The organism is Streptomyces prunicolor NBRC 13075 (assembly GCF_000367365.1).
Classification (GTDB): domain Bacteria; phylum Actinomycetota; class Actinomycetes; order Streptomycetales; family Streptomycetaceae; genus Streptomyces; species Streptomyces prunicolor.
In genome coordinates, this window is the sequence record NZ_BARF01000074.1 from 1 (window position 1) to 26,231 (window position 26,231).

A 26,231-nucleotide genomic window follows, 5' to 3' on the forward strand; every position below is an offset into this window, starting at 1 on the left:
AAATATTGAAAGGGTTGGATCCTGAACTTCGGTTCGGGGTCCAACCCTTTTTTGTTTGCCGTCACTTGAAGTTCACGTTGCGCAATCACCATCCGAGCATGGGTACTGCTGCAATGCTCAGGGCCGCGGGCGTCGGACTCGGTGACGAGGTCGTCGTGCCGGCGTTCGGGAACGTCGAAGTCGCCGAGGCCGTCACCCTGGCGGGTGGGCTGCCGGTGTTCGCCGACATAGATCCGGTGACGTACTGCCTCGACGCGTCCGCTGTCGAAGCGGCCGTAACTCCGCGTACGGCGGCGATAGTTGTCGTACATCGATTCGGGCGGTTGGCCGACATGGCGCGGATGCTCGGGGTCGGGCAGCGGCATGGGCTGCTGGTGTTGCAGCAGGGGGAGTCCGAAGCGCCGTACGACGAGGTGGCTCAGCGGCGGGAGCGGGCCGGGTATCTCGATGCGAAGTTGCGTGGGGTGCGGACGCCCGATGGTGGGGACGGGCACACCTACCAGCAGTACGTCGTGCGGGTGCCGGGGAACGGGCGGCCCGATCGTGATGCTTTCGCTCGGGCCGTGCGCGGTCGGGGAGTTGAGTGCCGGGTGCCGGTGAAGACGCCTGTGCACCGGCTGCCGGAGTTCCGGCGATGTGTGGCTCTGCCGGAGACCGAGCGGGCCTCGGACGAGACGCTCGCGCTGCCGGTGGACGCCTCGTTGACCAGGCGGGAGATGCAGCGGATCGTGTCCGCGTGCAATGCGCTGGGGGGACTGCTCCAGCCTGCTTTCTGACCGAGTCGCGGTCAGGTGGCGGTGGTTGGGCGCACGGGCTTGTTCGGGGTATGATTTCTTTCGTCGCCGCGAGGGAAACCTCGGGAAAGCGACAGGCCCTCTTAGCTCAGTCGGTAGAGCGTCTCCATGGTAAGGAGAAGGTCAACGGTTCGATTCCGTTAGAGGGCTCCAGACATCAGAAGGCCCCGCCCAATTGGGCGGGGCCTTCTGCGTGTTCGGGTCAGTCCTTCTGGAGGCCCGGGACGCGCATCGCGAGGATCGCCATGTCGTCGGACGGGGCGTCCGACGCGAAGCGTTCCACCGCGCGCATGATGCGGGCCGCGACCGCGCCGGCTGTCAGGCCCGTGCAGGTCGTGAGGACGTCCGTGAGGCCGTCGTCGCCCAACATGCGGGTGCCCTCGCGGCGTTCCGTGACGCCGTCCGTGACGCACAGGAGGACGTCGCCGGGGTCGAGGGTGACCGTCTGCTCGTAGAGCTCCAGGTCGTCCATGACGCCGAGGAGGGGCTGGGGTTCGGCGGCCGGTTCGACCGTGCCGTCCTGGCGCAGGCGGAGCGGGAGCGGGTGGCCGGCGCAGACCACCTTCAGTTCGGCGCTGCCGTCCTCCTGGGGCCACAACTCGCCGTAGAGGAGCGTCAGGAAGCGGCTGCGGGCTCCCTCGTCGAGGATCGCGGAGTTGAGGCGCTCCAGGACCGCGGGGCCGCCGAAGCCCTCCCTGGCGAGCAGGCGGAGGGCGTGGCGGGCCAGGCCGGTGACCGCGGCGGCCTCGGGGCCTGTGCCGCAGACGTCGCCGATGGCGAAGCCGTAGACGCCGTCTCGGATGGGGAACAAGTCGTAGAAGTCGCCGCCCACTTCGTTGCCCTCGCCGGCCGCGCGGTAGATGACCTCGACCTCGACGCCCTCGATGTGCGGGAGGTCGGGGGGCAGGAGGCTGCGCTGGAGGGACTGGCTGATGGCCGTGCGCTCCGAGTACAGGCGGGCGTTGTCGAGGGCGAGGGCGGCTCGGCGGCTCAAGTCCTCGGCCAGTTCCAGGATTTCCTGGCGGAAGTGTTCGTCGGTGGGCTTGCCGAGGGTCAGCATGCCGATGACGCGGTTGCGGGCGACCAGGGGGAGGACGACTGTTTCGCCGCCGACTGCCGAGGCCGTGGCGAGAGTCGGTCCGATGCCCGAGCTGACGCGGCGGGTCGGTTCGCCGAGGCCGAGGCTGCGCATGGAGGTGCGCAGGGCGGCCTGGTGGGCCGCCTCGGCGGGGGCGGCCCAGACGCGGGCGCCGGGGGTGGGGACCGGGTCCGGAGGGGCGATCTTCGAGAGCAACGACTTGATGCCGTCGATGAGTTCCTCGTCCTCGTGGAGCACGTACGAGAGGTACGGGTCCGAGGACTGGTCGGCGATCGTGTAGACCGCGCACCAGGTGGCGAGGGTCGGGACCGTCATCTGGGCCATCAGGGCCAGGGTTTGATCGCGGTCCAGGGTGCCCGCGAGGAGGTCGGAGGCCTCGACCAGGAAGCTGAGCGAGCCGCGGCGCAGGCGTTCCAGTTCGCCCAGGCGGGCCGATTCGACCGCCAACGCGATGCGGTCCGCGGCGAATTGGAGGCGTAGCGCTTCTTCGTTCGAGTACTTGTTGGGGCCTTCGGCGGCCACTCCGAGGGAGCCGGTGAGGCGGCCCTCCACCTTCAGAGGGACTGTGACGACCGAGCGCATGCCGGTGCCGCTGAGGAGCGGTACGGCGCCCGGGACGGCCTGGAGGTCCTCGTGGACGGCCGGCATGCGGGCGGAGCCGTAGCGGCCGGGGCCCGCCTCGACGGGCACGCGCGCGAAGCGTTGGCGGGCGGAGGGCAGGCCGGTGGAGGCGCGGACCTCCAACTCCGTTTCGTCGTCGGTCGCGAGGAGGAGGAAGGCGGAGTCTCCGTCGAGCATGTCGCGCGCGCGTTCGACCGTGCGCTGGAGGAGGCCGTCGAGGTCGTCCGGCGCGGGGGAGCCGATGAACACCTCGAAGGGGTCGGTGTTCTGGCCGTCCGGGGTGGACGCCGCGTCGGGGGCGGGGCCGCGCAACGGGGTCTGCAGAACCGCGCGTTCGTGGTCCCTCACCAGGAGGCACACGGTTGACGGCTCGCCGTCCGTGTCGCGGACGCGGAGGTGGGAGGCGTAGACCGGGGTCACGCGGCCGTCGGCGCCGCGGATGCCGTAGGTGCCCTCCCAGCGGGAGAGGCGCAGGGCGTCGGCGATGCCGGTGCTGGTGCCCGGGGTGTGCGGCCAGGCGGCGAGGTCGGTGAGGGGCTTGCCGGTGACCTGCTCGGCGGCGTAGCCGAAGAGTTCCTCGGCGTCCTCGTTCCAGGACGCGATGGAGCCCGTGCGGTCGATCTGGACGACCGCGACGCGGACCCTGCCGTCGGCGAGCGGGAGGAGGGCGGCCGGGAGGGACGGGCCGGCCGTGCGGGTGCCCACCGGGCGGGCGGGGAGGTCGAGTTGGAACCAGACCAGCTTCTTCGTAGGGGTGTAGTCGACGCCCCAGCGGCTGGCCAGGGCGGCGCACAACTGGAGTCCTCGGCCGCCCTCGCGGTCGGGGCTGCTCATGGTGATCGCGGCCCCCTGGAGGGGGATTTCGCGTTCCGGGTAGTGGTCGGCGACCTCGATCCTCGCGCCGTCGTCACTCCGTAGGCACAGAACATCCGCGGCCGTGCCCGCGTGGACGACGGCGTTGGTCACCAGCTCGCTGGTGAGGACCACGGCGTCGTCGACGATGTCGGCGAAGCCCCAGCCCTGCAGGGTGTCGCGGACGAAGGACCGCGCGGTGGCGACCGATCGTCCGACGGGCTCGAAGCTGGCGGCCGCGCGCGCGGTGATCACAGAACTCCTCGGCCTGTTGTCGGCGGGCAGGTCACCATGGCCGATCGGCGCCTGCCGGGGCACCGGCTGGTTTCCGGTCGGCGGGGGATCCTGGGGCGTTCCCCCAGGATGCAGTCCGGTGGTCATGGTGCGGTGCCCCTCCGATGCCTGCCCGCTCGTGCTCGTGCCACCGCCCAGGCCGGACGGAACCGGCGCGGCTGGACAGCCGCATGCAAGGTTACTTACCTTCACCGTCCATGCGGATGCCGGTCCGCAGTGTTTCCGTCCTCAGGGTGTGCGGACCGTGTGCGAAGCTGCCGAACTGTTATGGCCTGGTTCAGGCATGGTGAAACACTGGGCAGGATTCTGGTGAAGGTCCGGGCAGGCCGGGTGTCTTCTGTGTACGGAGGACACCACACCCTGTTGAAGCCCGGTAAACCGGGCAGAGATACCCGGCGGTACGTGATCACCGAGCAGTAGCACACCGACACAGCAGTAACGGTCGACCCCTGCGGGAGGGACACAGTGGAGTCTGGCGCAGCGACGCGGGCCACCAAGACGCGCGCGAAAGGCGGACAGTCCCTGAAGAACCAGCGCAAACCGCGCAATGGGACCACGGAAGTGGACGCGGCCTCCTTGGACCGGCTGCTGACGGCTCTCGTCTCCATGCGGGACGGGAACTTCCGCAAGCGGCTCACGGTGTCCGGCGACGGCGTGATGTCGGAGATCGCCGCCGTGTTCAACGAGGTGGCCGACCGCAATCTGCACCTCACGGGTGAGCTGTCCCGGGTGCGGCGCATGGTGGGACGTGAGGGAAAGCTCACGGAACGGCTGGAGACGGGCGCCTGCGAGGGTTCCTGGGCGTCGGCCATCGATGCCTCCAACGCGCTTGTGGACGACCTCGTACGGCCCGTCTCCGAGGTCGGACGGGTGCTGTCCGCGGTGGCCGAGGGTGATCTGTCGCCGCGCATGGAGCTGCGGACGCAGGCGCAGGACGACGGGAACGGGCATCCGCTGCGCGGGGAGTTCCTGAAGGTCGGGCGGACCGTCAACAACCTGGTCGACCAGCTCTCGACGTTCACCGACGAGGTCACACGCGTGGCCAGCGAGGTGGGCACCGAGGGCAAGCTGGGCGGGCAGGCACGCGTGCGTGGCATGTCCGGCTCGTGGAAGGACCTCACGGAGTCGGTCAACACGATGGCGTACCGGCTGACGGCCCAGGTGCGGGACATCGCGCTGGTGACGACGGCTGTCGCCAAGGGTGACCTGTCGCGCAAGGTCACGGTCCATGTCGCTGGCGAGATGCTGGAGCTCAAGAACACCGTCAACACGATGGTGGACCAGCTGTCGTCGTTCTCCTCCGAGGTGACGCGAGTCGCCCGCGAGGTGGGCACCGAGGGTGAGCTGGGCGGCCAGGCGCAGGTGCCGGGTGTGGCCGGGGTGTGGAAAGACCTCACCGACTCGGTGAACATCATGGCCGGCAACCTGACGGCCCAGGTGCGCGGGATCGCCCAGGTGACGACGGCTGTCGCCAACGGTGACCTGTCGCAGAAGGTGACCGTCTCCGCGCGGGGCGAGGTCGCCCAGCTCGCCGAGACGATCAACCAGATGACCGAGACGCTGCGTACGTTCGCGGACGAGGTCACGCGCGTGGCCAATGAGGTCGGTGCCGAGGGGCAGCTCGGCGGGCAGGCGAATGTGCCGGGTGCGGCGGGAACGTGGAAGGACCTCACCGATTCGGTGAACACGGTCTTCCGAAACCTGACGATCCAGGTGCGGGACATCGCCGCCGTGACGACCGCCGTGGCGAGCGGTGACCTGTCCCAGAAGGTCACGGTGAACGTGGCCGGCGAGATGCTGGAACTGAAGAACACCGTCAACGGGATGGTTGATCAGCTGTCCTCGTTCGGTGCCGAGGTCACGCGCGTGGCACGCGAGATCGGTGTCGAGGGTGAACTGGGCGGCCAGGCGCAGGTGCCGGGCGCGGCCGGGACGTGGAAGGACCTGACGGACTCCGTCAACACGGCGTTCCGCAACCTCACCGGACAGGTGAGGAACATCGCGCAGGTGACGACGGCCGTGGCCAACGGTGATCTGTCGCAGAAGGTCACCGTAGATGTCTCCGGCGAGATGCTTCAGTTGAAGAACACCGTCAACACGATGGTGGACCAACTGTCGTCGTTCGCCGACCAGGTGACCCGCATGGCCCGTGACGTGGGCACGGAGGGACGGCTGGGCGGCCAGGCGCGCGTGGACGGCGTCTCGGGCACCTGGAAGGAACTCACCGACTCCGTCAACTCGATGGCCGGGAACCTGACTTCCCAGGTGCGCAACATCGCCCAGGTGACCACGGCGGTGGCCCAGGGTGACCTGTCCCAGAAGATCGACGTGGACGCGCGCGGGGAGATCCTGGAGCTGAAGAACACCATCAACACGATGGTCGACCAGCTCTCGGCCTTCGCGGACCAGGTGACCCGGGTGGCCCGTGAGGTGGGCACGGAGGGCCGCCTGGGCGGGCAGGCGCAGGTGCCCGGTGTCGCCGGTGTGTGGCGCGACCTGACCGACTCGGTGAACGGCATGGCCGGCAACCTCACCGCCCAGGTCCGCAACATCGCCCAGGTCGCGACCGCGGTGGCCCGGGGTGACCTGTCCCAGAAGATCACCGTGGACGCGCGCGGGGAGATCCTGGAGCTGAAGAACACCCTGAACACGATGGTCGACCAGCTGTCCTCGTTCGCCGAGGAGGTCACCAGGGTGGCCCGCGAGGTGGGCACGGAGGGCATGCTCGGCGGGCAGGCCGAGGTGCAGGGTGTCTCCGGCACCTGGAAGGACCTCACGCAGTCCGTGAACTTCATGGCGAACAACCTGACCATCCAGGTCCGCAACATCGCCGAGGTCACGACCGCCGTCGCCAAGGGCGACCTGTCGAAGAAGATCACTGTTGACGCCAAGGGCGAGATTCTTGAGCTCGTCACGACGGTCAACACGATGGTTGATCAGCTGTCGTCGTTCGCCGAGCAGGTGACCCGGGTGGCCCGCGAGGTGGGCACCGAGGGCATCCTGGGCGGCCAGGCGTACGCGTCGGGTGTCACGGGCATCTGGAAGGACCTCACCGACAACGTCAACCTGATGGCCAACAACCTGACCATCCAGGTGCGGAACATCTCCCAGGTCGCGGCGGCCGTCGCCAACGGCGACCTGACGCGGACGGTGACGATCGAGGCGCGCGGCGAGGTCGCGCAGCTCGCCGACACCTTCAACACCATGGTGAAGACGCTGAGTTCGTTCGCCGACCAGGTCACCAAGGTGGCCCGTGAGGTGGGCACGGACGGCATCCTCGGCGGTCAGGCGCGCGTGCCCGGTGTGGCCGGCACGTGGAAGGACCTCACCGAGTCGGTGAACGGGATGGCGTCCAACCTGACCGGTCAGGTGCGGAACATCGCGATGGTCACCACGGCCATCGCCAAGGGCGACCTGACCAAGAAGATCGACATCGACGCCCGCGGCGAGATCCTCGAACTCAAGACGACGATCAACACGATGGTCGATCAGCTGTCGTCGTTCGCCGAGGAGGTCACCCGGGTCGCCCGCGAGGTGGGCACCGAGGGTCAACTGGGCGGTCAGGCACGCGTGCGTGACGTCGACGGCACCTGGCGCGACCTCACCGAGTCGGTGAACGAGATGGCCGGGAACCTGACCCGGCAAGTGCGTGCCATCGCGCGCGTGGCGACCGCGGTGACCCGCGGTGACCTGAACCTGAAGATCGACGTCGACGCGGCGGGCGAGATCCAGGAACTGCAGGACTACATCAACAAGATGATCGCCAACCTGCGCGACACCACGATCGCCAACAAGGAACAGGACTGGCTCAAGGGCAACCTCGCCCGCATCTCCGCGCTGATGCAGGGCCGCCGCGACCTGGACGACGTCGCCTCGCTGATCATGAGCGAGCTGACGCCGGTGGTCTCCGCGCAGCACGGCGCGTTCTTCCTCGCGCTGCCCCTGGCGGACGCGGAGGGTGAGGAGGCGTACGAACTGCGCATGCTCGGGTCGTACGGCTACTCCATGGGGTCCATGCCGACCTCGTTCAGGCCCGGTGAGGCGCTGATCGGGACGGCCGCCCAGGAGCGGCGCACGATCCTCGTGGAGAACGCGCCCAGCGGCTACTTGAAGATCTCCTCGGGGCTCGGGGAGGCGCCGCCCGCGCAGGTGATCGTGCTGCCGGTGCTGTTCGAGGGGAAGGTGCTCGGCATCATCGAGCTGGCCTCCTTCACGCCCTTCACACACATCCAGAAGGACTTCCTCAACCAGATCGCCGAGATGATCGCGACCAGCGTCAACACCATCTCCGTCAACACCAAGACGGAGGTGCTGCTGAAGCAGTCGCAGGAGCTCACCGAGCAACTCCGGGAGCGGTCGGCCGAGTTGGAGAACCGGCAGAAGGCACTCCAGTCGTCCAACGCCGAACTGGAGGAGAAGGCCGAGCTGTTGGCCCAGCAGAACCGCGACATCGAGGTCAAGAACACCGAGATCGAGGAGGCGCGGCAGGTCCTGGAGGAGCGTGCCGAGCAGCTCGCGGTGTCGATGCGATACAAGAGCGAGTTCCTCGCCAACATGTCGCACGAGCTGCGCACACCGCTCAACTCGCTGCTGATCCTGGCCAAGTTGCTCGCCGACAACGCGGAGGGGAACCTCTCCCCGAAGCAGGTCGAGTTCGCCGAGACGATCCACGGCGCGGGATCCGACCTGCTTCAGCTGATCAACGACATCCTGGACCTGTCGAAGGTCGAGGCGGGCAAGATGGACGTCTCCCCGACGCGTATCGCGCTCGTCCAACTCGTCGACTACGTAGAGGCCACTTTCCGCCCGCTGACCGCGGAGAAGGGCCTCGATCTGTCCGTACGGGTGTCGCCGGAACTGCCCGCCACGCTGCACACCGACGAGCAGCGCCTCCTCCAGGTGCTGCGCAACCTGCTGTCCAACGCGGTGAAGTTCACCGACTCCGGGGCGGTCGAGCTGGTCATCCGGCCGGCCGGCGCGGATGTGCCGGTGGCGATCCGGGAGCAGCTCCTGGAGGCTGGTTCGCTGCGGGACGCGGACGCAGGCCTGATCGCGTTCTCGGTGACCGACACCGGGATCGGGATCGCCGGCAGCAAGATGCGGGTCATCTTCGAGGCGTTCAAGCAGGCGGACGGTACGACCAGTCGCAAGTACGGCGGTACGGGCCTCGGGTTGTCGATCTCCCGGGAGATCGCGCAGCTGCTCGGCGGTGAGATCCACGCGCAGAGCGAACCGGGACGCGGTTCGACGTTCACGCTGTATTTGCCGCTGCACCCCAGCGAACTGCCCCCGCAGGGCTACCAGCAGCTGCCCGCGCTGGAGGCGGGCGACATGGTGGCGTCGGCGGCGGAACTCGCCGAGCTGGCGGAGCGCAGCGAGGTGGGCATCGAGACGCCGGCCGAGGTGAAGTCGTACCACGAGACGCAGAACGGTGCCGCGGCGCTCTTCAGGCGCCGTCGCCGGGCCGTCGAGTCCGCTCAACTGGGGCAGACCGTACGGGACCAGTGGGCGGCACCGGAGGCGACGCCGCCGTCGCGCCAGGGCATCCGGTTCGGCGGGGAGAAGGTGCTGATCGTCGACGACGACATCCGCAACGTCTTCGCGCTGACCAGTGTCCTGGAGCAGCACGGGCTGTCCGTGCTGTACGCGGAGAACGGCCGTGAGGGCATCGAAGTCCTGGAGCAGCACGACGATGTGACGGTCGTTCTGATGGACATCATGATGCCCGAGATGGACGGATACGCGACGACGACGGCGATCCGCAGGATGCCGCAGTTCGCCGGGCTGCCGATCATCGCGCTGACCGCGAAGGCGATGAAGGGCGACCGGGAGAAGGCGATCGAGTCCGGTGCTTCGGACTATGTCACCAAGCCGGTCGATCCCGATCACCTGTTGTCGGTGATGGAGCAGTGGATGCGTGCGGAGTGAAGGAAACGACCGGACGTGACGGGAAAGCGGTAGGAACGGCGCGGGGAACGTTCGGTGGCCGCGCGGAGTTGCTGACTCAGTGTGGCCGGAGCCGTGTAGAAACACGGGATTCGGGGAACCTTCTGGTCTCCCGCTACGTTTCTGCTACGTGCACAGTGACATCACGGTGACAGGGTGTGGCGACGGGCGGGGTGCGGCTACCATGACCGGCACAAGGACGGACGGCGCAAGAGAGTCGTCCCCTGGGGCGGCGCCCGGTGCACATCCGGGGCGAGGAGGGCGGGCCATGGTGCAGAAGGCCAAGATCCTCCTGGTCGATGACCGGCCGGAGAATCTGCTGGCGCTGGAGGCCATCCTCTCTGCGCTCGATCAGACACTGGTTCGGGCATCGTCCGGGGAGGAAGCGCTCAAAGCACTGCTGACGGACGACTTCGCGGTCATTCTGCTGGACGTCCAGATGCCGGGCATGGACGGTTTCGAAACCGCCGCGCACATCAAGCGACGGGAGCGGACCCGGGACATCCCGATCATCTTCCTCACCGCGATCAACCACGGCCCGCACCACACCTTCCGGGGTTACGCGGCGGGCGCGGTCGACTACATCTCCAAGCCGTTCGACCCATGGGTGCTGCGCGCGAAGGTCTCGGTCTTCGTCGAGCTCTACATGAAGAACTGCCAACTGCGGGAGCAGGCGGCCCTGCTGCGACTCCAGCTGGAGGGCGGCGGCAAGCCCGCGGTCGGTGCGGCCAAGGAACCGGCCGGACTGCTCGCCGAGTTGTCGGCGCGGCTCGCGGCCGTCGAGGAACAGGCCGAGGCGCTGTCCAAGCAGCTCGACGACGAGTCGGCGGATGCGGCGGCCGTGGCGACCGCGGCTCATCTCGAACGCAAACTCACCGGGTTGCGCAGGGCACTCGACGCCCTGGAGCCGGGTACGGGCAGCGGAGCACCGTCGGTCCCGTCGCAGAACTGACGTCCGCCGCAGGCGCAGTTGTGCGTGAGTGGGCGTCAGTTCCCCGCTCCGCACGGGCGACACGAACGGGTGAAGCAGTGGACGCACGTGTCCCCTGCCGTCTCCACAGGTAACCTCGCACCTATGGCCTCACGTCCCTCCGCAGCCAAGAAGCAGCCCGCCAAGAGGGCTGCTCCGGCGAAGGCTCCGGCGAAGAAGGCCGCCGCGAAAAGGGCGCCGGCGAAGAAGGCGGTCGTCAAGAAGACCGCCCGCCCGGCGCCCAAGCCCGCGCCCAGCCCCACCGGTGGCATCGTCAAGCTTGTGCGCGCCGTCTGGCTCGGCACCGCGCACGCCGTCGGCGCGGTCTTCCGCGGGATAGGGCAAGGGGCGAAGAACTTGGACCCGGCCCACCGCAAGGACGGCGTCGCCCTGCTGCTGTTCGGCCTCGCGCTGATCGTCGCCGCCGGCACCTGGGCCGACCTGCGCGGCCCGGTCGGCGACCTCGTCGAGATCCTGGTGACCGGCGCCTTCGGCCGTCTCGACCTGCTGGTGCCGATACTGCTCGCGGTGATCGCCGTGCGCTTCATCCGGCACCCCGAGAAGCCCGAGGCCAACGGCCGCATCGTGATCGGTCTCTCCGCGCTCGTCATCGGCGTGCTCGGCCAGGTCCACATCGCCTGCGGCGCGCCCGCGCGCAGCGACGGCATGCAGGCCATAAGGGACGCCGGCGGTCTCATCGGCTGGGGCGTGGCGACCCCGCTGACGTACACCATGGGCGAGGTCCTCGCCGTACCCCTCCTCGTGCTGCTCACGGTCTTCGGGCTGCTGGTCGTCACGGCCACGCCCGTGAACGCGATCCCCCAGCGCCTGCGGCTGCTCGGGGTCAAGCTCGGCATCGTCCACGACTTCGACCACGAGGAAGAATTCGGCGAGGACGACGAGCGCTACGACGAGCAGTGGCGCGAGGCGCTGCCAGCGCGCGCCCGTAAGCGCGGGAGCGCCCCGGAGGCGTACGACCCCGACAGCGCGGAGCAGGACGCCCTCTCCAAGCGCCGGAGCCGCCCCAGGCGCTCCGCGGTGCCCCAGCCCGACATGCACCGCCCCATGGACGCCGTGGACGTCGCAGCGGCCGCCGCAGCCGCGCTCGACGGGGCCGTCCTGCACGGCATGCCGCCCTCGCCGATCGTCGCCGACCTCACCCAGGGCGTACGGGTCGGGGGAGACCGCGAGGACACCACCCCGACGCCCGTACCGGCCCCCGCCGCGCGCCCCAAGCAGGAGAAGCTCAAGGCCGAGCCGGCCGAGCGCGTCGTGGCGGACCTGACGAAGGCGCCTCCGGAGGAGATGCGCGACCTGCCGCCGCGGGCCGAGCAGCTCCAGTTGTCCGGCGACATCACGTACTCGCTGCCGTCGCTCGACCTCCTGGAGCGCGGCGGCCCCGGCAAGACGCGCAGCGCCGCCAACGACATCGTCGTCGCCTCCCTCCAGAACGTCTTCATGGAGTTCAAGGTCGACGCCTCGGTCACCGGCTTCACGCGCGGGCCGACGGTCACGCGCTACGAGGTGGAGCTGGGCCCTGCGGTCAAGGTCGAGCGGATCACCGCGCTCACCAAGAACATCGCCTACGCCGTCGCCAGCCCCGATGTGCGGATCATCAGCCCGATCCCCGGCAAGTCCGCGGTCGGCATCGAGATCCCGAACACCGACCGCGAGATGGTCAACCTGGGCGACGTACTGCGCCTCGCGGACGCGGCCGAGGACGACCACCCGATGCTGGTGGCGCTCGGCAAGGACGTCGAGGGCGGCTACGTGATGGCCAACCTGGCGAAGATGCCGCACGTCCTGGTCGCCGGAGCCACCGGTTCCGGTAAATCGTCATGCATTAACTGCCTGATCACGTCCGTGATGGTGCGCGCGACCCCCGAGGACGTGCGTATGGTCCTCGTCGACCCCAAGCGCGTCGAACTGACCGCCTACGAAGGCATCCCGCACCTCATCACGCCGATCATCACCAACCCGAAGCGGGCCGCCGAGGCGCTCCAGTGGGTCGTACGCGAGATGGACCTCAGGTATGACGACCTCGCTGCCTTCGGGTACCGGCACATCGACGACTTCAACCAGGCCATCCGCGACGGCAAGCTGAAGACTCCGGAGGGCAGCGAGCGGGAGCTCAAGACCTATCCGTATCTCCTGGTGATCGTCGACGAGCTCGCCGACCTGATGATGGTCGCGCCCCGGGATGTCGAGGACTCCATCGTGCGCATCACGCAGCTCGCGCGCGCGGCCGGCATCCACCTGGTGCTCGCGACGCAGCGGCCGTCCGTAGACGTCGTCACCGGTCTGATCAAGGCGAACGTGCCCTCCAGGCTCGCGTTCGCCACCTCCTCGCTCGCCGACTCGCGGGTCATCCTCGACCAGCCCGGCGCCGAGAAACTGATCGGCAAGGGAGACGGGCTGTTCCTGCCGATGGGGGCGAACAAGCCGACCCGTATGCAGGGCGCCTTCGTCACCGAGGCCGAGGTCGCGGTGATCGTCCAGCACTGCAAGGACCAGATGGCGCCGGTCTTCAGGGACGACGTCACCGTGGGCAGCAAGCAGAAGAAGGAGATCGACGAGGAGATCGGCGACGACCTCGACCTGCTGTGCCAGGCGGCCGAGCTGGTCGTGTCCACGCAGTTCGGGTCCACCTCGATGCTCCAGCGCAAGCTGCGCGTCGGCTTCGCCAAGGCCGGCCGGCTCATGGACCTCATGGAGTCCCGGGGCATCGTCGGCCCCAGCGAGGGGTCCAAGGCGCGTGACGTTCTTGTGAAGGCTGACGAACTGGACGGCGTGCTCGCGGTGATCCGCGGGGAGTCTGAAGGGTAGGCGTCCGCCTAAAGGCCGTCGGAGGGTCCGCCGAAAGGATGCGACCGTGATCCACCCGTTAGAGATCGTCGGGCAACCGTTTCCCTTTGCCGTACGTCAAGTTGAGCGAGAAGACAGATGGGGCTCCCACCATGGGGTCCGTGTCTGGCCCGCCATCAGGCCGTCCGGCCATACCGATGGCGTACAAAGTCCTACCGCCCGGTTGCCCCACCCTTCGGTACCCCCCCTAGACTGAATTTCCAGCACAGGCGGCTACACGCTCGAAAGGCGCCCCCGTGTCCATCGGCAACTCCCCTGAAGACGAGCGTCCGTTCGAAGACGGTCGCTCCGAAGAGGGTCATGAGGAAGAAGCCCGCCCTTCCGTCGGCCGAGCCCTGCAGCAGGCACGTATCGCCGCCGGGCTGACCGTCGACGACGTCAGCAGTGCCACCCGGGTCCGCATCGCCATCGTGCACGCCATCGAGGCCGACGACTTCACGCCCTGCGGCGGTGACGTCTACGCCCGCGGGCACATCAGGACCCTCGCCAAGGCCGTCCACATCGATCCCGCACCGCTCCTCGCGCGCTACGACGACGACCACGGCGGGCGCCCGGCCCCGACGCCGGCGGCGCCCCTCTTCGAGGCGGAACGTATCCGTCCGGAGCGGCGGGGCCCCAACTGGACCGCGGCCATGGTCGCGGCGATCGTCGCCGTGGTCGGCTTCGTCGGGTTCACGGCGTTCAAGGGCGGCGACAGCGACAGTGATGCCACGTCGGTAGCCCAGGGAGCCTCGCCCAGCACCAGCAAGCCCGCCAAGCCGACGCCTTCGCACACCGACTCCGCCACGCCCAAGTCCGACCCCTCCGACAGTGCCATCGCCGCCGCGCCGCAGGACAAGGTGACGGTCCAGGTGAGCGCGGTCGACGGCCGCAGCTGGATCTCCGCCAAGGACCACAACGGCCGGATGCTCTTCGATGGACTTCTTAAGAAGGGCGAGTCCAAGACCTTCCAGGACAGCTCGAAGGTCAACCTGATCCTCGGTGACGCCGGGGCGATCCAGCTCTACGTCAACGGCAAGAAGATCGAGGACGACTTCCAGCCCGGAGCGGTCGAGCGGCTCACGTACACGAAGGGCGACCCCGAGGTCGGTTAAGACCTTGAGGCCGGTCAAGCGTCCGGCGGGGTGGTTGTTCCAAGGGGTTGGCCAAGATCGGCCAACCCCTTCGACGTGGGGTGTCAGTGGGAACAAGTAGTCTTGAGCCCATGCCTGAACGCCGTACCGTCGCACTCGTCACTCTTGGCTGCGCCCGTAACGAGGTGGACTCGGAGGAGCTCGCAGGCCGCTTGGAGGCGGACGGCTGGCAACTCGTGGAGGACGCCGAGGACGCGGACGTCGCTGTCGTCAACACCTGTGGCTTCGTCGAGGCCGCCAAGAAGGACTCCGTCGACGCCCTCCTCGAAGCCAACGACCTGAAGGGTCATGGCAGAACGCAGGCCGTCGTCGCGGTGGGCTGCATGGCCGAGCGGTACGGCAAGGAGCTCGCCGAGGCGCTGCCCGAGGCCGACGGAGTGCTCGGCTTCGACGACTACGCCGACATCTCCGACCGCCTGCAGACCATCCTGAACGGCGGCATCCACGCCTCGCACACCCCGCGCGACCGCCGCAAGCTGCTGCCGATCAGCCCCACCGAGCGGCAGGAGTCCGCCGCCGACGTCGCGCTGCCCGGCCACGGCCCGGTCGACCTCCCGGACGGCCTCGCGCCCGCCTCGGGCCCCCGCGCGCCCCTGCGCCGCCGCCTGGACGGCTCCCCGGTCGCCTCGGTGAAGCTCGCCTCCGGCTGCGACCGGCGCTGCTCCTTCTGCGCCATCCCGTCCTTCCGGGGCTCCTTCATCTCCCGCCGCCCGAGCGACGTACTGAACGAGACCCGCTGGCTGGCCGAGCAGGGCGTCAAGGAGATCATGCTGGTCTCCGAGAACAACACGTCCTACGGCAAGGACCTCGGCGACATCCGCCTCCTGGAGACGCTGCTGCCCGAACTGGCGGACATCGACGGCCTGGAGCGCGTGCGGGTCAGCTACCTCCAGCCCGCCGAGATGCGCCCGGGGCTCATCGATGTGCTCACCTCGACACCGAAGGTCGCGCCCTACTTCGACCTGTCCTTCCAGCACTCCGCGCCCGACGTGCTGCGCTCCATGCGCCGCTTCGGCGACACCGACCGCTTCCTCGAACTGCTCGACACCATCCGCTCCAAGGCCCCGCAGGCCGGCGTGCGCTCGAACTTCATCGTCGGCTTCCCCGGCGAGACCGAGGCCGACCTCGCCGAGCTGGAGCGCTTCCTGAACGGCGCGCGCCTGGACGCCATCGGTGTCTTCGGCTACTCCGACGAGGAGGGCACGGAGGCGGCGACGTACGACAAGAAGCTCGACCAGGACGTCGTGGACAAGCGGCTCGCGCACATCTCGCGGCTCGCTGAGGAGCTCGTCTCGCAGCGTGCCGAGGAACGCGTCGGCGAGACCGTGCACGTGCTGGTCGAGTCGGTGGACTCCGAGGACGGCGCCTACGGCCGCAGCGAGCACCAGGCGCCCGAGACGGACGGCCAGGTGCTGCTCACGAGCGGCGAAGGCCTGAGCGTCGGCCGTATCGTCGAGGCCAAGGTGGTCGGTACGGAAGGTGTCGACCTGGTGGCCGAGCCGCTCCTGGGCTCGCTCGCGTGTAGTGAGGAGGCGGGCAGATGACCGGAGTCCCGGCATCGGCGGCGGGCGGCACCTCCAGCGCGAGCGGCGCGCCCGCGAGCGCGGGTTCCGGTGCGGCCTCCGGTGGCGCCTCTTCCGGCGCGATGTCGGGCAGTGTCTCCGGCGGTGCTTCCTCCGGGGGCGCTTCGGCTGGTAGTGGCTCGGTTGGTAGTGCCTCGCTTGACAGTGCCTCGGTCGGTAGTGCTTCGTCCGGTGTTGTCGAGGCCGGTCTGTCCGGTGGTCCGAGGCCGGCGCGCGGTGCGAAGGTCGTGGCCGCGGCCGTCAACCAGGCGAGCGTCTGGAACATCGCCAACTTCCTGACCATGCTCCGGCTGCTGCTCGTCCCCGGCTTCGTCGCCCTGATGCTGGCCGACGGCGGGTACGACCCGGCGATGCGCTCGTTCGCCTGGGCGGCGTTCGCCATCGCCATGATCACCGACCTGTTCGACGGCCATCTGGCGCGCACGTACGACCTCGTCACCGACTTCGGGAAGATCGCCGACCCCATCGCCGACAAGGCGATCATGGGCGCGGCGCTGATCTGTCTGTCCTCGCTCGGCGATCTGCCGTGGTGGGTGACCGTCGTCATCCTCGGCCGGGAACTCGGGATCACGCTGCTGCGTTTCGTTGTCATCCGGTACGGCGTCATTCCCGCGTCGCGCGGCGGCAAGCTGAAGACGCTCATCCAGGGCGTGGCCGTAGGCATGTATGTGCTGGCGCTGACGGGCTGGCTGGCCACTCTGCGGTTCTGGGTGATGGCTGCGGCGGTCGTTCTGACCGTGCTGACCGGGCTCGACTATGTGAGACAGGCCATTGTGCTGCGCAGGCAGGGAATCGCCGAGCGCAGGGCGGCGGCGGAGGAGACGGAAGCGTGAGTTCCACGGCCACTGAAGTGGTGCGACTACTGACGGTGAGCGGTGCGACGCTCGCTGTCGCCGAGTCGCTCACCGGTGGCCTGGTTGCGGCGGAGATCACATCGGTACCCGGAGCCTCCAAGGCCTTCCGTGGTTCGGTCACCGCCTATGCCACCGAGCTGAAGCATGAACTGCTCGGTGTCGATGCCGCCCTGCTGGCCGAGCGGGGAGCGGTAGATGCGCAGGTCGCGGCCCAGATGGCGGCCGGTGTGCGGAAGGCGCTGGGCGCCGACTGGGGCATCGCGACCACCGGCGTGGCGGGCCCGGAGCCGCAGGACGGACAGCCCGTGGGTACCGTCTTCGTGGCCGTGGACGGGCCCTTCGGACCGGATTCGGATGCCGCCGGTGGCGGGAAAGTGGCCGCGCTGCGGTTGAACGGCGGCCGGGCGGAAATTCGTAGAGAGAGTGTACGGAGCGTACTCGCGCTGCTTCTGGAGCGGCTCGTGAGCGAACAGACCGGGAATGAGCGGACACAGGATACGGAACAGAACGGGGGGTTTTGATGTTTGCAGCCCTGAGTGAACACGACATCGCTCCCCGCACGGCCGCGGCGCAAGGCGGTACGGTGGGGCGAGAAGGATGCGGCTACGCGGTCCGAGGAGGGAGCCACCGATGATTCTGCTCCGTCGCCTGCTTGGTGACGTGCTGCGTCGGCAGCGCCAGCGCCAGGGCCGTACTCTGCGCGAAGTCTCCTCGTCCGCCCGAGTCTCACTCGGCTATCTCTCCGAGGTGGAGCGGGGGCAGAAGGAGGCTTCCTCTGAACTGCTCTCCGCCATCTGCGACGCGTTGGACGTACGGATGTCCGAGCTCATGCGGGAAGTGAGCGACGAGCTCGCTCTCGCCGAGCTGGCCCAGTCTGCTGCGGCCACCGGTTCTGTGCCCACGTCGGTACGTCCGATGCTGGGTTCCGTGTCGGTGACCGGTGTGCCACCGGAACGGGTGACGATCAAGGCCCCCGCCGAGGCGGTGGACGTGGTCGCCGCGTGACGTTCACGCTGGTGTAGACCGATGAGGCGCTGACCGGCCTCAACGATGTGTGCGGAGCCCCGGCCGGGGCTTCTCCAGGGAGATCTGGGGAGGTGCGGCCGGGGTTTTTCGCGTTGTCGTCCTTGTGTGTTGCCGTCCTTTCGCGTGGGGACGGGGACGGAGACGGTGACGGGAGGCCTGGCGGGTGCCTGTACGGCCTGCGCGGTGCGTTTGCCGGTGCGGCCCGGTGCGGTCATGGTTGAGGCGAGTGGTGCGGCGACTGGTGCGTCCGTGTGCCGTCGATGCGCCCTCCTTGCGGGTGACCGTGACGATCTAGCGTCGGGCTGGAGGTGGGGCCATGGCGGTGCGAATAGCACGCTGGGGGCTCGCGCTGGGGCTCGGCGCGGTGTGGTGGTGGGCCGTACTGCGGCTCGCGCTGACGCCGCACGCGGGGGCACTGGAGGGGGCCGTGGCCGCCGGGGGGTGGGGGTTGAGCTTGCTTCCGGTGCACTGCATGCCCAAGGCGCGGGCTGCGGGGGCTGTGGCTGCGGGGCGGTGGCGGGCGGCTTGGCGGGCGTCGGGGGCTCCGGGTGTTCCGGGCGCCGGGATATCGACGGTCGCTGGGGTATCGCCGGACGTCGGCGTGATGGTCGCTGGGGTGCCGACCGACCCCGGCGTGACGGACGCTGGGGTGTGGCCGGTGGACGGGCCATTGCCGGGCACCGGATCGTCGCCGGGCGCCTGGCCGACGTCGGCCACCGGAGCATCGCCGGGCGTCGAGTCGGTGCCGGTTACCAAGGCATCGCCACGCCGCCGTTCGGGCGGAGGATCTGGCCCGTCGTGAACGACGACGCGTCCGACGCCAGATGCAGCACCGCGTGGGCGATGTCCTCGGGCTCACCTACCCGGCCCAGCGGCGACAGCCGGACCATCAGCGCCTCGGTACGGGCCTGCGCCTCGCCCTCGTGGTGGTCGGTCATGGGCGTGCGGATCCAGCCCGGCGCGACCGCGTTGACGCGGATGCCGTGCCGGCCCAGCTCGGTCGCCAGCGTCTTCGTCAGCTGGACGACGGCTGCTTTCGCCGCGCTGTAGCAGAGCAGCCCGGCCCCTCCGGTGTCGATCGCACCGGACGCCATGGTGACGATGCTGCCGCGGGTGCCGCGGTCGAGCATCAGTCGGGCCGCCTCCTGGCAGGCGTAGAGGACGCCCTTGAAGTTGACGTTCAGTACCCGGTCGAGGTCCTCGTCCTGGGTCTCCAGGACGGTGCTGCTGTGCATGATCCCGGCGACGGCGGCCATGATGTGTAGCTCCTCGCAGGAGTCCACGGCCTGATTCAGTTGGGCGCGATCCGTGACGTCGAGGTGGTGGGTGCGGGCGATGCCGCCCTTGTCCTTGAGCAGGGTCGCCGTCTCGTGCAGGCCCTGCGCGTCGCGGTCGGCGCAGTGCACGGTGGCGCCCGCCTCGGCGAGCAGTACGGCGGATGCGCGGCCGATTCCGCTGGCGGCGCCAGTGACGAAAGCGGTGCGTCCGGTGAGGTCGTACGCCTTGACGGGCATGAATCGACGGTACGAGGGTTTCTGACGGGTCGTCAATTAGTCGTACGGTGCTGAGTTTTGCGGGGTGGGGTGGTGCCCGGCGCCGGGCCTACCTGGCAGGTCGGGCACCAGTAGGTGGGGCGCTCGCGGGAGCCGTCGCCCTGGTCGGCGGTGCGGATGGGGGTGCCGCAGCGGAGGCAGGGGCGGGGGGTGCGGCCGTAGACGAAGAGGTCGGGGGTGTGGGGGCGGGGGGTTGGGGCGCTGGGGAGTGTGGAGCCGGCGGCTGTGGTGCTGGGGCTTGTGGTGCGGGTTTGGTTCGGGGAGTTGGTCGTGAGGGTGTTTGTGGTGTTACGGATGGGGCGGTCGCGGTTGGCTTCCAGGAGCAGCTTGGCGATGGCGGGGAGCTTTGCGGCGCGGTCGGCGGGGAGTGCGCCGATGGGGAGCCAGGGGGTGGCGCCCAGGAGGAAGCAGAGTTCGCTTTTGTAGATGTTGCCGATGCCGGCCAGGTTGCGCTGGTCGAGCAGGGCCTCGCCGAGGGGGCGGGCGGGGTCTGCGAGGAGGTTGGCGAGGGCCAGCTCCGGGTTCCAGTCGGGGCCCAGGAGGTCGGGGCCGAGGTGGCCCACGGCTCGGTCTTCGTCGGTCGTGCGGAGGAGTTCCAGTACGGGGAGGCGGTAACCGACGGCCGTGCGGTCGGCGGTGCCGAGGATCACGCGGATCTGGTGGGCCGGTCCGCCGCCGCTCCAGCGTTGGCCGTTGGCGTACACCCGCCAGGTGCCGTCCATCCGCAGGTGCGAGTGGAGGGTGAGACCGCCCTCGACACGGGTCAGCAGGTGTTTGCCCCGGGGCGTGACGTCCAGGACGGTGCGGCCGGTGAGGTCTACCGTGGCGTATTTGGGGACGCGGAAGTCACTACGGGTCAGCACCTTGCCCGCGAGGGCCGTGTGGAGGCGCTTCGCGGTCTGCCAGACGGTGTCGCCTTCAGGCATGGGTCAAGGGTGGCATGGGAGGGGGAGGGGTGTGGAGGGGGTTGGGGTGTGGAGGGGGTTGGGGTGAGGGGTGGCATGGAGGTGAGGAGCGGCATGGGGTGGGGGCGAGGCCGGCGGAGCCGCTGCCCACGGCCTTGGCTTCGCCGTCGGCCTCGATGTTTTCCCCACCCGCACCGCCCGTGATGCTTTCGTCGTCGGGTGCGGGTGGCCCCTGTGGAGCGGAATCGCCGTCGGCGGCTGCGGCCAGGGGGGCGGGTACGGCTGCGGCGGTGGGTTCGGCTCGGGGTGAGCGGTGGTGCGGGGTCCGGGGTCCCTCGGGCTCGGAGTGCGCGGCGGCTCGGAGTGAGGCGCGGTGCGGAGTGAGGGGCGGTGCGGCCTGAGGAGTGGTCGGACCTCGGAAGGGCGTTGAGCTGGTTCATGCGCGGAGGCGCAGGCCGCGTGGGGTCGCGATGAAGCCCGCTCCTTCCAGGAGGGTGCCGATGGGGGAGGTCAGGGCCGAGGTGCCGTTGACCCGCTCCACCGTGACCGTGCCGAGGGAGCCGGCTCGGGCCGCTGCCGCGAGGGCCTCGGCGGCAGCCTGGAGGCGTGGGTCCTCGGTGGCCGGCGTGTCCGGTGCGGAGGGCCAGGCGAGCAGGGTCTTGCCGCCGCGCTCCATGTAGAGCGTCAGCTCACCCTCGACCAGCACTACGAGAGAGCCTGCCTTGCGCCCCGGCTTGTGCCCGGCACCGGTCGGCGGCTCGGGCCAGGGGAGGGCCGCGCCGTATGCGTTCGCGGGGTCGGCGGCGGCCAGGACCACGGCTCGGGTGGAGAGGGCGGGGCGGTGGGTGCGGTGGTTGGCGTAGGGGGAGCTGGTGTTGCCCTGGGGTGGTGGGGCGGGGAAGTCGCGGGGGGAGATGTAGTCGCCCGGGGACGGGGGGTGGGAGGCGGGGGTGCGGTGGTGCCGGGAGGTGGGGGCGCCCGGATTTGCGGGGCCGTTGTCCAGTGAGTCCAGGCTGTCGAGGTCGTCGAAGTCGGTGAACGGGCCGAAAGCGTCGGCGAAGTCGTGGACTCCGGGGGAGTCGGGTGAGCCCAGGGAGCTGGGCGTTCCGGGGGAGTTGGATTCATTGTGTCGGCCGTGGCCGGTGGGGGAGGCGTACGGGGCCTGCCGGTTGTGGTTGTCAGGCGAGTCGTAGGTGGTGCTCGGGGCGCCGGAGGGGGCGGCGGAATCGTTGCCGGAGCCGGAGCCGGAGCCGGAGCCGGAGCCGGAGGTCGGTGAGCCGGACGTGGTGAGGGCGCCGAAGCCGTAGGGGTCGTTGTCTGTGGGGGCCGGAGTGGGCAGGTCGTCGCCCCGGTCGCGGGCGTTGGCGACCGCGCGGAGGCGGTCCACCGCGCCGTCCATCGCGAACTGGGCGGCGCCGAGCCCCTCCACGACATAGCCGCGCCGCGCCTGGCCGCTGTCCTCGAAGGCGGACAGGACGCGGTACGTCGCCGAGAAGCCGCCCTCGACGCCCTCCGCGGCGACCGCTCCCCGGGTCACGACCCCGTGGCGGTCGAGCAGAGTGCGGGCCAGGGCGTGGGCGCGCACGGTGGGGTCCGGCTCGTGGGCCGGGAGCAGGGACCAGCGGCCCGCGACGGTCGGCGGACCCGTGCGGGAGGCGGGGCGCGCGGCGGCGGTGAGGGAGCCGTAGCGCCCGCGCGGGACCGTGCGTTTGGCGCGGTGGGCCGTGGAACCTGCCGTACGGCCGGAGCCCAGCAGCGAACGCATGGGGGCGAGCGTGTCGTTCGTGAGTCGGCCGGACCAGGCCAGGTCCCATACGGCGTCGGCCAGTTGGGGATCGGTGACGTCGGGGTGGGTGGTCGCGCGGATCTGGTCGGTGATCTGGCGGAAGAAGAGGCCGTAGCCGCCGGAGAGGGTGTCCAGGACCGACTGGTGCAGCGCTGTTAGTTCGAGGGGGTGCGGGGGCGGGAGGAGCAGGGGGGCCGCGTCCGCCAGGTACAGGGAGACCCAGCCGTCCTTGCCGGGGAGGGAGCCCGCGCCCGCCCACACCAGCTCGCCGGCGGAGGTGAGTTCGTCGAGCATCGCGGGTGCGTAGTTCGCCACGCGGGACGGCAGGACGAGCTTCTCCAGGGCGGACGCGGGCACGGAGGCGCCCTGCAACTGCTCGACCGCGCGCACTAGTCCGTCGATGCCGCGCAGTCCGTGGCCCTTGCCGATGTGCTGCCACTGAGGGAGGAACTGTGCCAGCGCGGCCGGCGGCACCGGCTCCAACTCGTGCCGCAACGCGGCCAGGGAACGGCGGCGCAGGCGGCGCAGCACCGTCGCGTCGCACCACTCCTGACCGATCCCGGCCGGGTGGAACTCCCCTTGTACGACACGGCCGCTGGCTGCCAGTCGCTGCAACGCGCCGTCGGTGACCGCCACGCCCAGGCCGAAGCGGGCCGCTGCTGTGGCCGACGTGAACGGGCCGTGGGTGCGGGCGTGCCGTGCCAGCAGGTCGCCGAGCGGGTCCTTGACCGGCTCGGTGAATGCCTCCGGAACGCCGACCGGGAGTGCCGTACCGAGGGCGTCGCGCAGGCGGCCAGCGTCCTCGATCGCCGCCCAGTGGTCGGCACCGGCGATACGGACCCGGATCGCGCGGCGGGCCGAGGCCAGGTTCTGGGCCCATTGCGGAGCGGCGCCCCGCTCGGCCAACTCGGCGTCGGTGAGCGGGCCGAGCATGCGCAGCAGGTCGGCGACGCCCTCGACGTCCTTGATGCGGCGGTCCTCGGTGAGCCACTGGAGTTCGCGCTCCAGCTCGGTCAGTACCTCGGCGTCGAGGAGTTCGCGCAGCTCCGCCTGGCCGAGCAGCTCGGCCAGCAGGTGGGAGTCCAGGGACAGGGCGGCGGCGCGGCGCTCGGCGAGCGGTGAGTCTCCCTCGTAGAGGAACTGGGCGACGTACCCGAAGAGGAGGGAGCGGGCGAAGGGGGACGGCTCGGGGGTGGTGACCTCCACGAGGCGCACCTTGCGGGACTCCAGGTCGCCCATCAGCTCGGTGAGGCCGGGGACGTCGAAGACGTCCTGGAGGCATTCGCGGACGGCCTCCAGGACGATGGGGAACGAGCCGAACTCGCTGGCCACCTGGAGTAGTTGGGCAGCGCGCTGACGCTGCTGCCACAGCGGGGTGCGCTTGCCGGGGTTGCGGCGCGGCAGCAGCAGCGCGCGGGCGGCGCATTCACGGAAGCGGGCCGCGAACAGGGCCGAGCCGCCGACCTGGTCGGTGACGAGCTGGTTGACCTCGCCCTTGTCGAAGGCGACGTCGGCGGCGCCTACGGGGGCTTGGTCGGCGTCGTACTCCGTGCCGGCCTTCATGGGCTCCTGGTCGAGCAGGTCCAGGCCCATCAGGTCGGCGTCCGGCAGCCGGAGGACGATGCCGTCGTCGGCGTGCATCACCTGGGCGTCCATGCCGTAGCGCTCGGAGAGGCGGGCGCCGAGCGCGAGGGCCCAGGGGGCGTGGACCTGGGCGCCGAAGGGGGAGTGGATGACCACGCGCCAGTCGCCGAGTTCGTCCCGGAAGCGCTCCACGACGATCGTGCGGTCGTCCGGGATATGGCCGCAGGCCTCGCGCTGTTCGGCCAGGTACGACAGCACGTTCTCCGCGGCCCAGGCGTCGAGGCCCGCGGCGAGGAGGCGCAGGCGGGCGTCCTCCTTGGGCTGTGAGCCGACCTCGCGGAGGAACGCGCCCACCGCGCGGCCCAGTTCGAGCGGGCGGCCCAGCTGGTCGCCCTTCCAGAAGGGGAGGCGGCCGGGGACGCCGGGTGCGGGGGAGACCAGGACGCGGTCGCGGGTGATGTCCTCGATCCGCCAGGAGCTGGTGCCGAGCGTGAAGACGTCGCCCACCCGGGACTCGTAGACCATCTCCTCGTCCAGCTCGCCGACCCGGCCGCCGCCCTTCTTCGGGTCGGCGCCGGCCAGGAAGACACCGAAGAGCCCGCGGTCGGGGATCGTGCCCCCGGAGGTGACGGCGAGGCGCTGCGCTCCGGGGCGGCCGGTGATCGTGCCGGCGATGCGGTCCCACACCACGCGCGGGCGCAGTTCCGCGAACGCGTCGGACGGATAGCGGCCTGCGAGCATGTCGAGCACGGCCGTGAACGCCGACTCCGGGAGCGAGGCGAAGGGCGCGGCACGGCGGACCGTGGCGAGCAGGTCGTCGACCTGCCAGGTGTCCAGCGCCGTCATCGCGACGAGTTGCTGGGCGAGGACGTCCAGGGGGTTGGCGGGGACCCTCAGGGACTCGATGGAACCGGTGCGCATCCGCTCGGTGACCACGGCGGCCTGGACGAGGTCGCCCCGGTACTTCGGGAAGACCACGCCTGTGGAGACCGCGCCGACCTGGTGTCCCGCGCGGCCCACGCGCTGGAGGCCGGAGGCTACGGAGGGCGGCGACTCCACCTGGATGACGAGATCGACGGCGCCCATGTCGATGCCCAGTTCCAGGCTCGAGGTGGCGACCACTGCGGGCAGGCGGCCCGCCTTGAGGTCCTCCTCGACCTGGGCGCGCTGCTCCTTGGAGACCGAGCCGTGGTGGGCGCGGGCGATGACCGGAGGCGCGCCCTGGGCGGCGCCGGAACCGCCCATCAGCTCGGCCGGTGCGTGGTGCTCGTCCAGGGACTCTCCGGTCGCGCGCTCGTAGGCGATCTCGTTGAGCCGGTTGCACAGCCGCTCCGCGAGGCGGCGGGAGTTGGCGAACACGATCGTTGAACGATGCGACTGGACGAGGTCGGTGATGCGCTCCTCGACATGCGGCCAGATCGAGGGCTTCTCCGCGCCCTCCTTGCCGTCGGCAACCGGGGAGCCGCCCAACTCGCCCAGATCCTCGACCGGGACGACCACGGAGAGGTCGAACTCCTTGCCGGACTTCGGCTGGACGATCTCCACCTTGCCGCGCGGTGAGAGATAGCGGGCGACCTCGTCGACCGGGCGCACGGTCGCCGACAGGCCGATACGGCGGGCCGGCTTCGGCAGCAGCTCGTCCAGCCGCTCCAGGGACAGCGCGAGATGCGCGCCCCGCTTGGTGCCCGCGACCGCGTGCACCTCGTCCAGGATCACCGTCTCGATGCCGGTCAGCGCGTCGCGCGTGGCCGACGTCAGCATCAGGAACAGGGACTCCGGGGTGGTGATCAGGATGTCCGGCGGTCGCGTGGACAGCGCGCGGCGCTCGGCGGGCGGGGTGTCGCCGGAGCGGATGCCGACCTTGACCTCGGGCTCGGGCAGGCCCAGGCGGACGGATTCCTGGCGGATGCCGGTGAGCGGGGAACGGAGGTTGCGCTCCACGTCGACCGCGAGGGCCTTCAACGGAGACACATACAGGACGCGGCAGCGCTTCTTCGGGTCTGCGGGCGGGGGCGTGGCGGCGAGCTGGTCCAGCGCTGCGAGGAAGGCGGCCAGGGTCTTGCCGGAACCGGTCGGGGCGACCACCAGCACGTCCGAGCCCTCGCCGATGGCCTGCCACGCGCCCGCCTGGGCCGCGGTGGGCGCGGAGAAGGCCCCCGTGAACCAGCCGCGGGTCGCGGGGGAGAAGCCGTCGAGGGCTCGATGTGCGGAGCTGACCATGCGTCCATCCTGCACCCGACCACTGACAATGCGTCTGACCTGCGGGGATTCCGCGACGGTCGCTCGCGGAATCGTTTCGGTCTTCGCCGGCCGCCATGGCCAGGAATCGTTTCGGCGGCTTCCGGTCGCCGTGGGCTGGGCCGCTT

General features: G+C 70.0%; 13 protein-coding genes, 1 tRNA gene and 1 pseudogene. 11 read left to right on the forward strand and 4 right to left on the reverse strand.

Annotated features, from left to right (window positions below; all coding sequences use genetic code 11):
• Positions 1–113: 113 nt before the first annotated feature.
• A complete protein-coding gene (locus SPR02S_RS31070) occupies positions 114–776 on the forward strand; it encodes a DegT/DnrJ/EryC1/StrS family aminotransferase (protein ID WP_019060934.1) in 663 nt (220 codons plus the stop codon).
• A 95-nt stretch (positions 777–871) separates the two neighbouring features.
• Positions 872–947: transfer RNA gene (locus SPR02S_RS31075), tRNA-Thr, on the forward strand.
• Between the two features lie 49 nt (positions 948–996).
• Here SPR02S_RS31075 and SPR02S_RS31080 read toward each other — a convergent pair.
• A complete protein-coding gene (locus tag SPR02S_RS31080; protein ID WP_026151012.1) occupies positions 997–3,747 on the reverse strand; it encodes a SpoIIE family protein phosphatase in 2,751 nt (916 codons plus the stop codon).
• 378 nt (positions 3,748–4,125) lie between these two features.
• Between SPR02S_RS31080 and SPR02S_RS31085 the strand changes: the two genes are divergently transcribed.
• From SPR02S_RS31085 to SPR02S_RS65045, 9 genes and pseudogenes are all read left to right on the forward strand, one after another.
• Positions 4,126–9,588 (forward strand): HAMP domain-containing protein, encoded by a 5,463-nt coding sequence (locus SPR02S_RS31085; protein WP_086021678.1) that lies wholly within the window; start codon positions 4,126–4,128, stop codon positions 9,586–9,588.
• A 286-nt stretch (positions 9,589–9,874) separates the two neighbouring features.
• A complete protein-coding gene (locus SPR02S_RS31090; protein WP_019060937.1) occupies positions 9,875–10,558 on the forward strand; it encodes a response regulator in 684 nt (227 codons plus the stop codon).
• A gap of 123 nt (positions 10,559–10,681) precedes the next feature.
• Positions 10,682–13,402: a DNA translocase FtsK gene (locus SPR02S_RS31095; protein ID WP_019060938.1), complete on the forward strand. Its 2,721-nt coding sequence runs from the start codon at positions 10,682–10,684 to the stop codon at positions 13,400–13,402.
• A gap of 275 nt (positions 13,403–13,677) precedes the next feature.
• Entirely contained in the window at positions 13,678–14,535 is an 858-nt protein-coding gene (locus SPR02S_RS31100) for a helix-turn-helix domain-containing protein (RefSeq protein WP_019060939.1), read from the forward strand.
• A 110-nt stretch (positions 14,536–14,645) separates the two neighbouring features.
• On the forward strand, positions 14,646–16,118 hold the full coding sequence (gene rimO, locus SPR02S_RS31105) for a 30S ribosomal protein S12 methylthiotransferase RimO (RefSeq protein WP_026151014.1): 1,473 nt from the start codon (positions 14,646–14,648) through the stop codon (positions 16,116–16,118).
• Positions 16,115–16,990 carry a CDP-diacylglycerol--glycerol-3-phosphate 3-phosphatidyltransferase gene (gene pgsA, locus SPR02S_RS31110; protein ID WP_026151015.1) on the forward strand — a complete coding sequence of 292 codons (876 nt, stop codon included), beginning with the start codon at positions 16,115–16,117 and terminating at the stop codon, positions 16,988–16,990. The genes rimO and pgsA overlap by 4 nt, the downstream gene beginning before the upstream one ends.
• Complete coding sequence (locus SPR02S_RS31115; protein ID WP_019060942.1) at positions 16,987–17,532, forward strand: CinA family protein; 546 nt, start codon at positions 16,987–16,989, stop codon at positions 17,530–17,532. The genes pgsA and SPR02S_RS31115 overlap by 4 nt, the downstream gene beginning before the upstream one ends.
• A gap of 109 nt (positions 17,533–17,641) precedes the next feature.
• Positions 17,642–18,016: a helix-turn-helix domain-containing protein gene (locus SPR02S_RS31120; RefSeq protein ID WP_019060943.1), complete on the forward strand. Its 375-nt coding sequence runs from the start codon at positions 17,642–17,644 to the stop codon at positions 18,014–18,016.
• A gap of 337 nt (positions 18,017–18,353) precedes the next feature.
• A pseudogene (locus SPR02S_RS65045) lies at positions 18,354–18,587 on the forward strand (hypothetical protein); the annotation flags it as partial.
• Between the two features lie 199 nt (positions 18,588–18,786).
• On the opposite strand, the gene SPR02S_RS31125 reads toward SPR02S_RS65045, so the two are convergent.
• The 3 genes from SPR02S_RS31125 to SPR02S_RS31135 all read right to left on the reverse strand — a co-directional run bounded on the left by SPR02S_RS31125 (position 18,787) and on the right by SPR02S_RS31135 (position 26,085).
• Entirely contained in the window at positions 18,787–19,551 is a 765-nt protein-coding gene (locus tag SPR02S_RS31125) for an SDR family NAD(P)-dependent oxidoreductase (RefSeq protein ID WP_019060944.1), read from the reverse strand.
• Positions 19,552–19,583: 32 nt separating this feature from the next.
• On the reverse strand, positions 19,584–20,516 hold the full coding sequence (locus SPR02S_RS31130; RefSeq protein WP_019060945.1) for an Fpg/Nei family DNA glycosylase: 933 nt from the start codon (positions 20,514–20,516) through the stop codon (positions 19,584–19,586).
• 415 nt (positions 20,517–20,931) lie between these two features.
• The gene (locus SPR02S_RS31135; protein WP_019060946.1) at positions 20,932–26,085 is read right to left on the reverse strand and encodes an ATP-dependent helicase; all 5,154 of its coding nucleotides are present in this window, start codon (positions 26,083–26,085) and stop codon (positions 20,932–20,934) included.
• Positions 26,086–26,231 lie beyond the last annotated feature (146 nt).

Bases quoted from the DNA above. Each gene is read 5' to 3' on its own strand.
- SPR02S_RS31090 (WP_019060937.1), top strand. From the start codon at position 9,875: ATGGTGCAGAAGGCCAAGATCCTCCTGGTCGATGACCGGCCGGAGAAT.
- SPR02S_RS31135 (WP_019060946.1), bottom strand. From the start codon at position 26,085: ATGGTCAGCTCCGCACATCGAGCCCTCGACGGCTTCTCCCCCGCGACC.
- SPR02S_RS31120 (WP_019060943.1), top strand. From the start codon at position 17,642: ATGATTCTGCTCCGTCGCCTGCTTGGTGACGTGCTGCGTCGGCAGCGC.
- SPR02S_RS31125 (WP_019060944.1), bottom strand. From the start codon at position 19,551: ATGCCCGTCAAGGCGTACGACCTCACCGGACGCACCGCTTTCGTCACT.
- SPR02S_RS31130 (WP_019060945.1), bottom strand. From the start codon at position 20,516: ATGCCTGAAGGCGACACCGTCTGGCAGACCGCGAAGCGCCTCCACACG.
- pgsA (WP_026151015.1), top strand. From the start codon at position 16,115: ATGACCGGAGTCCCGGCATCGGCGGCGGGCGGCACCTCCAGCGCGAGC.
- rimO (WP_026151014.1), top strand. From the start codon at position 14,646: ATGCCTGAACGCCGTACCGTCGCACTCGTCACTCTTGGCTGCGCCCGT.
- SPR02S_RS31080 (WP_026151012.1), bottom strand. From the start codon at position 3,747: ATGACCACCGGACTGCATCCTGGGGGAACGCCCCAGGATCCCCCGCCG.
- SPR02S_RS31070 (WP_019060934.1), top strand. From the start codon at position 114: ATGCTCAGGGCCGCGGGCGTCGGACTCGGTGACGAGGTCGTCGTGCCG.
- SPR02S_RS31095 (WP_019060938.1), top strand. From the start codon at position 10,682: ATGGCCTCACGTCCCTCCGCAGCCAAGAAGCAGCCCGCCAAGAGGGCT.